Origin of the sequence: Sandarakinorhabdus sp., assembly GCF_040398645.1 — a bacterium.
Classification (GTDB): Bacteria; Pseudomonadota; Alphaproteobacteria; order Sphingomonadales; family Sphingomonadaceae; genus Sandarakinorhabdus.
In genome coordinates this window covers 8,846-21,061 of record NZ_JBBATR010000038.1, presented here as the reverse complement: position 1 = coordinate 21,061, position 12,216 = coordinate 8,846, and the positions used below count along the sequence as shown (strand labels likewise).

General features: G+C 64.1%; 13 protein-coding genes. 8 read left to right on the top strand and 5 right to left on the bottom strand.

Going from position 1 to position 12,216, the window contains the following annotated elements; all coding sequences use genetic code 11:
* The coding region (locus ABWP50_RS09535) for a multiheme c-type cytochrome (protein WP_353217762.1) at positions 1-620 on the bottom strand (620 nt) is incomplete at its 3' end.
* Between the two features lie 403 nt (positions 621-1,023).
* Between ABWP50_RS09535 and ABWP50_RS09530 the strand changes: the two genes are divergently transcribed.
* From ABWP50_RS09530 to ABWP50_RS09510, 5 genes are all read left to right on the top strand, one after another.
* On the top strand, positions 1,024-1,752 hold the full coding sequence (locus ABWP50_RS09530) for a helix-turn-helix transcriptional regulator (RefSeq protein ID WP_353217761.1): 729 nt from the start codon (positions 1,024-1,026) through the stop codon (positions 1,750-1,752).
* A 46-nt stretch (positions 1,753-1,798) separates the two neighbouring features.
* Positions 1,799-2,398 carry an outer-membrane lipoprotein carrier protein LolA gene (locus ABWP50_RS09525; protein WP_353217760.1) on the top strand — a complete coding sequence of 200 codons (600 nt, stop codon included), beginning with the start codon at positions 1,799-1,801 and terminating at the stop codon, positions 2,396-2,398.
* 273 nt (positions 2,399-2,671) lie between these two features.
* Positions 2,672-3,460, top strand: a complete 789-nt coding sequence (locus ABWP50_RS09520) for an exodeoxyribonuclease III (RefSeq protein WP_353217759.1) — start codon at positions 2,672-2,674, stop codon at positions 3,458-3,460.
* Positions 3,457-4,530 carry a GTP cyclohydrolase II gene (locus ABWP50_RS09515; RefSeq protein ID WP_353217758.1) on the top strand — a complete coding sequence of 358 codons (1,074 nt, stop codon included), beginning with the start codon at positions 3,457-3,459 and terminating at the stop codon, positions 4,528-4,530. Before ABWP50_RS09520 ends, ABWP50_RS09515 begins: the two co-directional genes overlap by 4 nt.
* A complete protein-coding gene (locus ABWP50_RS09510) occupies positions 4,527-5,039 on the top strand; it encodes a L,D-transpeptidase family protein (RefSeq protein ID WP_353217757.1) in 513 nt (170 codons plus the stop codon). The genes ABWP50_RS09515 and ABWP50_RS09510 overlap by 4 nt, the downstream gene beginning before the upstream one ends.
* 21 nt (positions 5,040-5,060) lie before the next feature.
* On the opposite strand, the gene ABWP50_RS09505 is transcribed toward ABWP50_RS09510, so the two are convergent.
* Positions 5,061-6,302 (bottom strand): flavin monoamine oxidase family protein, encoded by a 1,242-nt coding sequence (locus ABWP50_RS09505; RefSeq protein ID WP_353217763.1) that lies wholly within the window; start codon positions 6,300-6,302, stop codon positions 5,061-5,063.
* A 210-nt stretch (positions 6,303-6,512) separates the two neighbouring features.
* On the opposite strand from ABWP50_RS09505, the gene ABWP50_RS09500 reads away from it, so the two are divergent.
* From ABWP50_RS09500 to ABWP50_RS09490, 3 genes are read left to right on the top strand one after another with little or no spacing between them, the layout of a single operon-like run.
* Positions 6,513-7,082 (top strand): DUF302 domain-containing protein, encoded by a 570-nt coding sequence (locus tag ABWP50_RS09500; RefSeq protein ID WP_353217756.1) that lies wholly within the window; start codon positions 6,513-6,515, stop codon positions 7,080-7,082.
* The gene (locus tag ABWP50_RS09495) at positions 7,083-8,057 is read left to right on the top strand and encodes a YeeE/YedE thiosulfate transporter family protein (RefSeq protein ID WP_353217755.1); all 975 of its coding nucleotides are present in this window, start codon (positions 7,083-7,085) and stop codon (positions 8,055-8,057) included.
* 37 nt (positions 8,058-8,094) lie between these two features.
* A complete protein-coding gene (locus tag ABWP50_RS09490) occupies positions 8,095-9,003 on the top strand; it encodes a LysR family transcriptional regulator (protein ID WP_353217754.1) in 909 nt (302 codons plus the stop codon).
* Here the strand turns inward: ABWP50_RS09490 and ABWP50_RS09485 are convergent.
* The 3 genes from ABWP50_RS09485 to ABWP50_RS09475 form a co-directional block, all read right to left on the bottom strand.
* Positions 8,965-9,675 (bottom strand): peroxiredoxin-like family protein, encoded by a 711-nt coding sequence (locus ABWP50_RS09485; RefSeq protein WP_353217753.1) that lies wholly within the window; start codon positions 9,673-9,675, stop codon positions 8,965-8,967. The genes ABWP50_RS09490 and ABWP50_RS09485 overlap by 39 nt on opposite strands.
* 61 nt (positions 9,676-9,736) lie before the next feature.
* Positions 9,737-10,876, bottom strand: coding sequence for a patatin-like phospholipase family protein (locus ABWP50_RS09480; protein ID WP_353217752.1), 1,140 nt, complete (start codon positions 10,874-10,876; stop codon positions 9,737-9,739).
* A gap of 9 nt (positions 10,877-10,885) precedes the next feature.
* On the bottom strand, positions 10,886-12,216 hold a 1,331-nt coding region (locus tag ABWP50_RS09475; RefSeq protein ID WP_502951023.1), incomplete at its 5' end, for an NAD(P)/FAD-dependent oxidoreductase.

Below are 12,216 nucleotides of genomic sequence, written 5' to 3'. Positions count from 1 at the left end.
GTCTTGCGGGCCTTGTAATCGGCATCTTCGTCGTGATGGCGTTGCAGGCTGGTGAACAGATCCAGCTCAAAGGCGATGCGCGGATGGCCCGCTGCCATGATGCGGTGGAACACGAATTGCCCCGGCTTGTCCGAACCGAAATGACAATCGAGGCAGACCCCGGCGCGCACCATCGGATCGTTCATTGCCCACATGCCCTTGGCAACATTGTCGGCATGGCTGGCCTTCACGCTGGCATGGCTGGCCAGGTAATTTTGCGAGCCGCCGTGGCATGCTTCGCAGCCAACGCCGTCACTTTGCTGCCAGCCGGCGCCGCGCACCGGCGCCGGATCGCCGTGGCAATTGATGCATTCCGGGCTGGCCGCAACATTGGCAATGCCCAGCCGCTTGCCGATGGCGCGGGCGCGCGGATCTTCCAGCACCCGCCAGGCGCGGGCATGGACACCGGTCAGGCTGGCCGGGTCGCTCCACGTCATCATTTCGTTCTGGCGCACGCGCGGCCCGGTAGCTTCTTGCCGGCCATGGCACGTTGAGCTGCTGCAGCTGGCAACGCCCTGATGCAAGGCGCGATCATGCCCGGCGGCCAGCACGGGCAGCGCCGGTGCGATCATCGCAAACATCAGGATGAAAAATGCAACGATTCTGGATTGCAGCGCAGCATGGCTCGCCGCCCCAGCGGCCATGCGGCCATCGCGTGTCACACACCCCTGCACCTGGCTGCCCCCTTGCTGCGGCACAACGTAGCAAAGCGTCGCTTTGTTGCAAGCATTTAGGCATCACTGGGGGCATAAAATCTTTGGCAATGCAGGCGCGCGGCGCATGTCACGGCTGCCCCGCAGAACTGCCCTGAGCACCATCTTGCCAAACACCATTGCGAACCCCGCGTGGCTGTGATTATCTCCTCCTCGAAATTGGTAGGGAGCGTGAGAATCATACGCCCGTCGAGGCATCCCGCCAATTTGTTTACTGGGGAGTAAGGCCGTGGATTTGCGCGAAAATCTTGTCGCTGTTTCAATACGTTCCATGTCCGATGTGCGCAAATCGGCCGAGGCATTGCGGGATATCGCGCTGGGCTGCGGCGGCCTGCATGTCGTAGTCACTGACAATATCGCTTCCAAGGCGCCCATGGAGGATGCCGACGGCAATATCCTGGCCGCCGATGTCTATGGCTGGACTGCCGACAACGAACATTGGTGGAAAGACAGCAAACTGGCGCTATCATCGCCGTTGCCGCGAGCTTGCCGCTACGAATCAGAAGTATTCTGGGCCAATGCCGAAGGTTTTCGCACGCGCCAGCCCAATCCTTATCTTGACGAAATGAGCCTTGAAAATTTCGAAAAGCGGGCGCTGACCAAGGCCGCCATCGTGGTGCCGGTGCATCTGCCGTTCGGGCAGATAGGAGCCGTGTGCTTTTTGTCGCGCGATCCGGCACGCATTGATCTGTCGGCCGAATATGATGCGTGGGCCGATGAATTCGCGCTTCTGTCCCACCGCTTTCTGGCCGGCTACACCAAGGCGCACCGCACCCGGCGCTGGCTGCCCTGCGATTGCCAGCTTACCAAGCGCGAGGTGGAATGCTTGCGCTGGGCCAGCATCGGGAAAACCGACAAGGAAATCAGCCTGATCCTGTCGCGCAGCCATGCCACGGTGCGTTTTCACATCCAGAATGCCGGTGAGAAACTGAACGCCGTCAACCGCAGCCAGACCATCTTCAAGGCAGCCCAACTCGGCTATCTGGGCGCTGCTGGCTAAGCTTTCATTCATGGCAGGTGAAGCCATTGCCCGGTAAAGCCTGCGTATGAACCATTCCCGATTGCCGCCCCTGTTCCTTGCCGCCGCGTTGCTGGCTGCCCCTGCTGCGGCAACCACGCTGGCGGAGGTGGCGGCATCCTTGATGGGCACCACCAGCCTAGCAGCCGATTTTACCCAGGCCGGCGCCGATGGCCGTGTGCTGGCAGGAAAATTATGGCTGGCTCGGCCCGGCAAGGTGCGATTTCAGTATGACACGGCTCGGATGCTGCTCGTTGCCGATGGCCGTACTCTGTCGTTCGTGGATTACGAGGTGAAACAGGTCAGCCAATGGCCGGTGCGGCGCACACCGCTGCAGATTCTGCTGGCGGCCGAGCCGGATCTGGCACCGATCGCCCGCATTACCACTGACAGCGCCGATCTGATCGAAGTCTCCGCCCGCGATCCGAAACGGCCCGAGTTCGGCACCTTGTCCATCCGCTTTACCCGCAGCGCTGGCGCGCCCGGCGGCCTCGCATTGGCCGGCTGGACCGCTCTGGATGCCCAAGGCGGGCGCAGCGAGGTGCGATTGGCCAATATTCGCTACAATGCCAGCCTGTCCGGCGTGTCGTTTGCCTTCAAGGATCCGCGCCGAGACATCCCGCGTTGAGGAAAGATTGCATCCTGAACGGCTGTTGTCAGTCTTGTTCATGACGCGGCAAGGTCTGGCCGGCCATACAGATTGCAGCAGGCGACTCGATGACTTCCCGGTTTTGCCCCCTGTTATCCGGTAAGCATCTGAATACAAAATCGCTCTGCTTGCGTGACGAGCGCAGACAGGAACCCTCGGTGCCACACCCCCGGCGCCGGGGGTTCTTGCTGTTTGGCGCGATCCTGTTTTCCGGCAGGTGACGCAGCCCGTCACTTCGCCTAGACGCTACCGATGCCTGTCCGCATCGCCACCTGGAATATCAACAGCGTTCGCGCCCGCGCCGATATCGTCGAACAGTTCTTGCGCGATCATCAGCCGGATATCCTGTGCCTGCAGGAAACCAAGGTCGCCAATGATGTGTTCCCGCACGGAATGTTCGAAGCGCGCGGCTATCAGCACCGTTTCCTGAATGGCCAGCGCATGCACCACGGCGTCGCCACCATCAGCCGCGTGCCGCTGGACGGAGCCTGGCGCTATGATTGGCAGGACAATGGCGAGGCGCGTCACATCGGTGTGCGGCTGCCCGGCGGCGTGCTGGTTGAAAATGTCTATGTGCCGGCTGGCGGCGATGTCGCCGATCGCACGGTCAATCCGAAATTCGGCCAGAAACTGGATTTTCTGGAACGCATGACCGCTTGGTCTGCTGACCTGACCGATCCTGCGGTGATCGTTGGCGATTTCAACGTGGCGCCGCTGGAATGCGACGTGTGGAACCACAAGGCGCTGCTGGATGTCGTGTCGCACACGCCCATCGAAATCGAGGCGCTGGCGCGGTTTCAGCAAAGCCACGGCTGGATTGATCTGGCCCGGCATTTTGTACCGGAACCGGAAAAATTCTTCACTTGGTGGAGCTATCGCAACAATGATTGGCGTGCATCCGATCGCGGCCGCCGGCTGGATCATGTCTGGTGTTCGCCTGCGCTGGCCCCGGCAGCGACCGCCTTTGAAGCGGTGCGCGATGCCCGCGACTGGGGCAAGCCATCGGACCATATTCCGCAGATCGTCACGCTAGCGCTATGACCATCGCGCCAGCCTATCTGGCGCAGGCTGCCAGTGATGCGCTGCGCCGCGGCCATATCGTCGGTGTCGGCAGCCTGGCGGTCGTTTCGGCCGAACTGGCCGATGCCGCCGCGCTGACGGCGCTGGAAGTGCAGGGGCGCGCCGGGCTGATAATCACCGCACGCCGCGCCGCCGCGCTCAATCTGGCCAACCAGATTGCCGCTGCTGCCGCCGATCCCGAACCCGTGTGGGTGAACCAGCCCGACTGGCTCGATCTGGCCGGCAGCCGCGCCGTGGCCGATCCGGTGCTCGATCTCGCCACGCCGTTCAAAGGCCCGTTTCGCACCCGCGCCTTGGGCGATGATCTGGTGTCGGCACGCGCCGCCATTGCGCTCGCCAAACATGCCGGCCTGATCCCCGCAGTTTATGCGGCACCGCTGGCCGGCATCGCTGCGGCCATTGCCTGCCCGGCGGCGGACGTGCTGGGCCTGCCGCCCGCCATGAGCCGGGTGCGCCTGTCCAGCCGCGCCCGCGTGCCGCTAGCGGCCGCCGAAGATTGCAACGTGGTCGCCTTTCGCCCGGATGATGGCGGGCCGGAGCATCTGGCGCTGGTGATCGGCAGCCCGGCCACCGACCGGCCGGTGCTGGCTCGCCTGCATTCCGCCTGCCTGACCGGCGATGTGCTAGGCAGCCTGAAATGCGATTGCGGCCCGCAGCTTCATGCCGCGATTGCCGCCATCGCGGGCAATGCCGGCGGCGGCATCCTGCTGTATTTGCAGCAGGAAGGCCGCGGCATCGGCCTGCTCAACAAATTGCGCGCCTATGCCCTGCAAGATCAGGGCTGGGACACGGTGGATGCCAACACGCGGCTGGGCTTTGAACCCGATGAGCGTGATTTCAGCCTCGCCGCGGCCATGTTGCAGGCGCTGGATGTCATCGCCGTGTCCCTGCTCACCAACAATCCCCTGAAGGTCGCTGGGCTGGCCGCGCACGGTTTTGCCGTGGAGCGGGTGGCCCATGATCTGCCGCCTAATCCGCACAATGCCGCCTATCTCGCCACCAAACGCGATCGGCAGGGCCATTTGCTGTGACGCTGTTTGCCGCCCACCCCTCCGCCGGCACCATCAGCGCCTTCGGCGAAACCCACTCCGCCAGCTTCGGCAAGGGCGGCTGGTGCAGCGCCGCTGACAAACGCGAAGGCGACGGCAAGACCCCTCTAGGCCTTTGGCCGATTCGCGCCGCTCTGCTGCGCCCAGACCGCCTACCCACCCCAAAAACGCAGCTGCCTTGGCGCTGGCTGCGGCGATGGGATGGCTGGAGCGACGACAGCGCCGATCCTGCTTATAATCGCCCCGTCGCCCGCCCGCATGCCCGCAGCCATGAGGCGTTGTGGCGCGGTGACGGCGCCTACGACATCATCTTGGTGCTCGGCCACAACGATGCGCCGCCGGCGCCGGGCCTGGGCAGCGCGATTTTCTGGCACTGCCGCCAGCCGGATGCCCGCCCCACCGAAGGCTGCGCGGCGCAAGATCGCGCCGTGCTCGCCCGCTGGCTGGAGGCTATGGCGCCGGGGGATGCGCTTTCGATTCACGTAGATTGAGAACGAGCCGGCGGCCGCCGCTTACATCTCGCTGAGTTTGGCTGCCACATCGGCGGCTGTGTGCTCACCGCTGATGTGGGCACCGGAACAGAGCGCGAAGTGGGGGTAGGCCATCGCTTCGCCGGCAAAGAACAGGCGGTCGCCAAGCGGCCGAGCCAGATCGGCGCGGGCGGCGGATTGGCCTGGCCGGGCCGCAGCGTAGGCGCCGCGTGTCAGCGGATTGCTTTCCCATTCCGACAGGTGCCCGCTGACGAAGTGGCGCCGGGCCGTGCTGCCGACCATCCGTTCGAACTCGGCGAGCGCGAAATCGATGGCCGCCGCCGGCCCTGCACATGCGAGGTCGCGGCCAAAGCACCCGCCGACATAACCGACGACATAGTCATGATCGGTCGGAAAGGTGAGGAAGTAGCAGGCTGCGGCCGACACCCGATTCTCGGGCGTGTAAGACAGGTAATCATTGGCCGACAAGCCAAAACGGGCACCATCGAATCGCAGGCCGATCTTGGCCAGACAGCCCATCGGTACAGCCGCGATGGCGGCCGCCTTCCAGTCCGGCAGGCCGGGCGTGAACCGGATTGCGCCCGACGCCAGCACACCGGTCGAGACTGTCACGATACAGGCGCGCGCCGCAATCGACCCGCGGGATGTTTCGACCGTGACGCCGGCACCGCTCCAATCCAGTGCTGTCGCCGCGCAGTTGAACGCGATCGGCAGCCCATCGCCCAGCCTCGCAACCAGCGTGCCAAGGCCTTGCTTTACCAGATAATCATGGTCGTGCCCGGCATCGGCATCGGCATCGGCATTCCAGTCCCGTGTAGAAAGCGCGTCAAAATCGACTCCGAAATCCATCGGTCCGATCCAGGTCTCGACAAGGGCTGCCATCGGATCGCCGCGCACGGTCACTTCGGCAGCGGCCACGTCGTCTTTGGCGCTGTTCAATGCGGTGGTGATCCGGTTCCACGCCTGTGCGCGTGCATCCTGCTCCGCCAGCGTGGCACGGCGATTGCCGACAAACAGCACATCGCCGGCGCTGGCATGATCGTGCAGGGTGAACCCCAGTTGATGGGCAAGACCGACATGCGGCAAGGCACGCGGTCCCTGCAACGATGCGCAGCCATGGTCATAGGGCGCGCCGAAGATCGTCGATTCCGTGTAGGCGCGGCCACCGATCCGGCCGGCTGCTTCGACGATCACCACCTCGAATCGGCGCGCGATCAATGCTCGCGCCGCCGCGATCCCTGCCGCGCCGGCACCAATGATCACAACGTCGGGTTGCGACGGAAGACTATTGGCCCAGTTGTTCACAGCAGTTGCTCACAGCGGTGGTTCCAGGTTGATTGCCGATCATGGTTCAGCGGTAGCATATGCCTGACGTGGCCAGAAACTGCCCGCCTTTTGTGTGAACGCGCCGCCGCGCCGCCGCGCCACCGGGCAATCCGCGCCATAGCGTCAGGGCATGAAGATGATGCAGCAATGCAATTTCAACTCGGGGCCGAGATGGCGGAAAGGCTGTTCATCCCGCCGGCACACGGCTTTTATGGAGGCAAGTCTATGTTCATTCGCACGGTGTTTCTCGCTCTCGCCCTGTCGGGCGCCATCACCACTGCAAGCGCAGTGCAGGCTGCTCCCACGGCGAGCATGCCGCTGATGAAAGCCGATGGGGTGGTGCATATTCGCAGCAGCCACGGGTTCGACGAAACCGTCACCCGCCTGAAGGCAGCGATTGCCGCCAAGGGCGTGCGCTTCTTCGACGCCATCGACCTGCAGCAGCAGGGTGCCGAGGCGAAGCTGCCAATCGCCAAATCGACGATCGTGCGCTTTGGCAATCCGCCGCTTGGTGTGCAGTTCCTGCAAGCCAACCGCTATGCCGGGCTCGATTGGCCAGTGCGCATGCTGGTTGTCGAAGAAGCCGATGGCAGTGTCTCGCTGGCCTGGACCGATTTCCAGTTCATGGCCAAGCGTTACGGCATCACCACGCTCGACGCGCAGTTCAAGATGGCGGCCGATGTCGCCGGCGCGATTGCCGCCGACGCTGCCAAGTAAATGATGGCCATGCCCGCCGCGGTGCTCAGCCTGGCGTTTCTTGTCGCGGCTTTGTGCGCGGCGGTCATGGGCTATGCGATCCAGCGCGGCGCGACGTGCATGGTTGCCGCCGTCGATGAAGTGCTGACCAAACGCCGTGCGGACCGCATCCTCGGGCTGCTCGAGGCTGCGGTCTGGGTGGCGGGCGGTTTGTTGGCCTGGGCGGCGCTGGGCGGACAGGCGATGCTGCCGATCGGCTATCCGGCGACGCTGGCCACCGTGGCGGGCGGGCTGCTGCTGGGCATCGGCGCGTTTGTGACCCGCGCCTGTGTTTTTGGCGCAATCGCGAAATTCGGCTCGGGTGACTGGGTCTATATCCTGACGCCGCTGGGTTTTTTCCTGGGGTGCGCAACGATCTGGCCGGTGATCGGGAAGTTCCCCGAAATGCACGCCGCTTCGCCGCTGTTTGACGCGACATGGTTGCTGGTGCCCTTTGCCCTGTTTGCGGCGTGGCGGCTCTTCGAGGCGCTGCGGGCCGCGCGGGCCGGCGGGCTTGCTGCCCATGTCTGGAGCCCGCACCGCGCCACGGCGGTTATCGGGATTGTCTTTGCCATCTCGCTGATCGCTATCGGGCCGTGGGCCTATACTTATGCCCTGTTGACGCTGGCGCAGGGCAGGACCGGCGGCGTCATTGCCAAATTTGTCTTGCTGTTCGCGCTGTTTGCCGGCGCGCTGGTTGGCGGCTGGACGGCGGGGCTGTTGAAGCGGCGCGCGCCGACGCGCGCAGCGGCCATCCGCTGCCTGGGCGGCGGCATGCTGATGGGGTGGGGCAGCCTGCTCATCCCCGGCGGCAATGACGAGTTGCTGCTGGTTGGTATCCCGCTGTTGCAACCCTATGCGTGGGTGGCCGTGGTCAGCATGGGCGCTGCCATTGCGCTTGGCATAAACATCGAGCGCCGCTTGGCCGCGCTAGCCGACCCGGAGCGATTGGGTTAAGAGCACCCGAAAACTGGGAAGCGCGGTGCTTATGGAAATGCAACAGGTCCGTTACTTCCTGTCGGTCGCGCGGACGCTCAATTTCACCCGCGCCGCCGAAGACTGCAATGTGACCCAGCCCGCCCTGACGCGCGCCATCAAACAGCTTGAGGATGAACTTGGCGGGGAGCTGATCCGGCGCGAAGGGCGGCTGAGCCATCTGACCGAACTCGGCAACCGGATGCTGCCGCTGCTTCAGCAATGTTTTGATGCTGCGCTCGCGGCAAAATCGATCGCGGCAAAGGTGAAGAAGGGTGAAGTGCCGACCCTGGCGCTGGCGGTGTCGCGCAGCCTCGATCTGGCGCATCTGATGCGATCATTGCGCGAAATGCACCGCAGCTTTGCCGGCTTCCAGCTGAAGCTGCGCCGCGGCACCGGCGCGCAAATTGCAGCGATGCTCAAGAATGGTGATGTCGAGCTGGCGATCGGCGGGCCGATGGGCGAAAGCTGGGACCGGCTGGAAAACTGGCCGATGTTCTCCGAAGCCTTTGACCTGGTCGTCGGGGCCGATCACCCGCTGGCGATGCGCAACGATCTTGATCTTGATGTCGAACTTATCCGCGACCAGCGCTTCCTTGTCCATGCCGGCACCGATATCGCCGAGTTTGAGGCCGAACGGCTGTGCGCTGCCGGGGTCAATCTCGACAACGCCCATGAAGTCGATTCGGATCGCGATCTCGAAGCACTGGTGATCGCCGAATTCGGCATCGCGATCATGCCAGCGAGCGCGATGAACGCGGCGCGCATTCGGCATATCAACTGTTCGGGGCTCGATCTGCGGCGGACGGTGGCAATCTATTCGGTCGCCGGGCGCGCCCGTTCGCGCGAAGCATCGGCGCTGCTAAATCTGGTGCGATCAGCCGACTGGTCAAGCCGGCTGGCTGCTGACACGGCCGAGCATGTCTAGCACAGCATCCTGCTCCATGCGGCGGCGATAATCGGGATCGATATGGCGGGCGATGACGCGCCCGTCGGTTCCGACAATGAACACCGCGGGGATCGGCATGATCCAGCCGGCGGTGCCTTGATATTCGGGGATGTCGAGGCCGCTGCTGGCGATCAGCCGCGCCATGGCGTCATCAACCCAGACCGCGAGATTGAGCGACAGCGCATAGCCGCTGCCGACGTCGCTCAGGAACGGGAACCCCGCCCCCGCACTGGCCCGCAGCGCCCGGGTATATTGTTGCCGCTCGGGTGAAATCGCCGCGAGCGCGTGCGGCGCCAGTCGGGCTTCGATTTCCGCCATTCCGGCCATGGTGAGGCGGCAATAGGGACACCAGTGGCCGCGGTGAAACACCAGCACGGCCGGGCCGCTGCCAATCAATCGTTCCAGCGTGACCATCTGCCCGTCATGGTCGGGCAGCATGAAATCCGGCATGACATCGCCAACCTGCGGTGCGTTCGCCCCGGCGCCGACGCTTTCGAGCCGCATGACAAAGCGATCGACTGCGTCGGCATACACCGGGGAGAGTTCGCGAACGCGCTCGGCAAGCCGCCGCAGCCTGTCGCCAAGCGGCCCGTCATTGCGCCGCAAATCCGCGACTTCGGCATCGAGCGCAGCGATCAGGGGATTGGACATGCGCTTGCTCCTCGGAATTAGACCCCAGTTTTACACTGCAGCGCCCGCAGATGCGTAGCGGTTAATTGGCAGCCGCGGTGTGGACCAGCTTTCCGGCGCAGGCTTCATGGAGCACGAAGCCTTCCGTCGGATCGACTTCGGCGCGCCACGGTGCTTTTTCGAGCGTCTCACACGTGTCGCGGTAGCCCGCCTCCCGGCGCAGGCGGATACCTTCGCGGCTGAAATCCACGTCCTTGGCCTGGTCTTCATGATCCAGCGCCGGCGCAAGCAGGCGAATGACATGCATGCGCGTCGTGCAGCCATAGCCGGTGAGGCCGCGTTGCTTCAGGCTGGCGCGCGCATCATCGGGCAGCAGAGCCGACATTTCGGCGATGATGTGGCGCAGCTTGTGCAACTGGCGCTGGCGCTTGATGTGCGATGCGGCGCGGCTGGAATATTGCACATCCTTCAGGCGATTCATCACATCGCCAATCGTTTGCGGCTCGTCGCCATGCGGGTTCCACAAGTGCACGGCAAACACCATGCCGTTCTTGCGGGGATTGTCGTCGAACACCACTTCGACCGGCGTGTTGGACAGGATGCCGCCATCCCAGAACAGCTCATCGCCGATACGCACGGCTGGAAACGCCGGTGGCAGCGCGCCCGATGCCATGATGTGGCGCAGGTCCAGGGTCATGTCGCGGCTGTCGAAATAGGTCATCTCGCTGGTCCGCACGTTCGATGCGCCAACCGTGAGGCGGACTGGCCCGGTGTTGATCTGGATGAAATCGACCAGATCAATGAGCGTTTCAGCCAGCGGCGCGACCGAATAATAGCCGGCGTTTTCGGCGCCCAGCGCAGCCTTGGCATTCATAAAGGCCGGCGTGTTGGGACGGTAGAAATTGGGCACGCCTCGGGTGACCGCCATCATGTTGCGCGCCGCTGCTGCAAACATGGTTGGAATGAACGAATCGATCGTGCGGCCATGTTCGACCCGCTTCCAGAATTCGCTCAGCCGATCGAGCGCTGCCGACGCGGGGCCACCGGCGATCAACGCTGCATTGATCGCGCCGATGGACGTGCCGACCACCCAATCGGGCGCGATGCCGGCTTCGGCAAGCGCCTGATAAACGCCAACCTGATAGGCCCCAAGCGCGCCGCCGCCCTGAAGCACCAGGACAATCTGGCCATAGCTTGCGATTTCATCTTGAAGTGTTTTCATTGATCTATCCTATCGAGCGGGCTGAAGCGAAGGCGTGATGCGGATTTCGGCGCGGACTTCCCTGGGGGTTTCAGTGGGGATTGCGGCAGGAATTTCGCCGGTGATGATTCGCGCGTGGCGGGCAAAGGTCAGGTAGTTCCAGAGCAGGCTCAGCCCGACGGCGAACCGGTTGCGAAAGCCGACCAGAAAAAACACATGGGCGGCCGACCACAACACCCAGGCCAGAAAGCCGGTGACATGCACGCGGCCAAAATCGATGACAGCGCGGCTGCGGCCGATCGTGGCGAGATTGCCAAAATGGCGATATTGAAACGGCTTGGCTGTTCGGCCGGCGATGGCGGCCACGATCATCTGCGCGGCATGTTTGCCCTGCTGCTTGGCCACTGGCGCAATGCCGGGGAGCGGGCGGCCATCCGGCCCCTTGCACGCGGCGGCGTCCCCGATCACGAAGATGTTTTCGCAGCCTGCAACGGTCAGATCTGGGCCGATGACGGCGCGCCCCGCGCCGTCCGCGCCGATGCCGAGCCATTCGGCCGCTGGCGAAGCGCGAACCCCCGCCGCCCAGATCGCGGTATGCGTTGGCACGGCGACGCCGGCGATTTCGACATGGTCGTGCGCAACGTTGGTGACCGGCGCGTTCAGGCGCACCTCGACGCCCAGATGCTCGATGGCGCGCCGGGCCGAAGCCGACAATGTTTCGGGAAAGGCCGTCAGCAATCGCGGGCCGGCATCGACAAGGATGACGCGCGAGCAATGCGGGGTAATGCTGCGGAAATCGCGTGACACCGATTGATGCGCCAGCTCGGCAATGGCGCCGGCCATCTCGACGCCGGTGGGTCCGCCGCCGATGATCACAAAGGTCAGCAGTGCCTTGCGGCGGTCTGGGTCGGTCTCGGTCTCGGCGCGTTCCAGGGCCAGCAATATCTTGCGGCGAACGGCGGTGGCGTCGTCGATCGTCTTCAATCCGGGTGCATGCCTTGCCCATTCGTCGCGCCCGAAATAGCTGTGGCGCGCGCCCGTGGCAATGATCAGCCAGTCATAGGCGATCGTCCGGCCACTGCCGAGCGCAACCTGTTTGTCAGCCTTGTCGACCCCAGTGACCTCATCGAGCAGCACGCGGACATTGGGCATGTTGGCGACGATGGCGCGGATCGGCCCGGCAATATCGGCGGGCGACAGCGCCGCGGTTGCCACCTGGTAAAGCAGCGGCTGAAACAGATGATGGTTGCGCTGGTCGATCAGGGTCACATCAACGGCGGCCCCCGCAAGGGCCTTGGTGGCCGCAAGCCCGCCAAAGCCCGCGCCAACGATGACGATATGCGGCCTGGTGCCCGTCACTG

What these genes read in the sequence shown, in the direction of transcription:
- ABWP50_RS09530 (WP_353217761.1), top strand. Translation starts at nt 1,024, where the DNA reads ATGTCCGATGTGCGCAAATCGGCCGAGGCATTGCGGGATATCGCGCTG.
- ABWP50_RS09520 (WP_353217759.1), top strand. Translation starts at nt 2,672, where the DNA reads ATGCCTGTCCGCATCGCCACCTGGAATATCAACAGCGTTCGCGCCCGC.
- ABWP50_RS09525 (WP_353217760.1), top strand. Translation starts at nt 1,799, where the DNA reads ATGAACCATTCCCGATTGCCGCCCCTGTTCCTTGCCGCCGCGTTGCTG.
- ABWP50_RS09485 (WP_353217753.1), bottom strand. Translation starts at nt 9,675, where the DNA reads ATGTCCAATCCCCTGATCGCTGCGCTCGATGCCGAAGTCGCGGATTTG.
- ABWP50_RS09490 (WP_353217754.1), top strand. Translation starts at nt 8,095, where the DNA reads ATGCAACAGGTCCGTTACTTCCTGTCGGTCGCGCGGACGCTCAATTTC.
- ABWP50_RS09480 (WP_353217752.1), bottom strand. Translation starts at nt 10,876, where the DNA reads ATGAAAACACTTCAAGATGAAATCGCAAGCTATGGCCAGATTGTCCTG.
- ABWP50_RS09495 (WP_353217755.1), top strand. Translation starts at nt 7,083, where the DNA reads ATGATGGCCATGCCCGCCGCGGTGCTCAGCCTGGCGTTTCTTGTCGCG.
- ABWP50_RS09515 (WP_353217758.1), top strand. Translation starts at nt 3,457, where the DNA reads ATGACCATCGCGCCAGCCTATCTGGCGCAGGCTGCCAGTGATGCGCTG.
- ABWP50_RS09500 (WP_353217756.1), top strand. Translation starts at nt 6,513, where the DNA reads ATGCAATTTCAACTCGGGGCCGAGATGGCGGAAAGGCTGTTCATCCCG.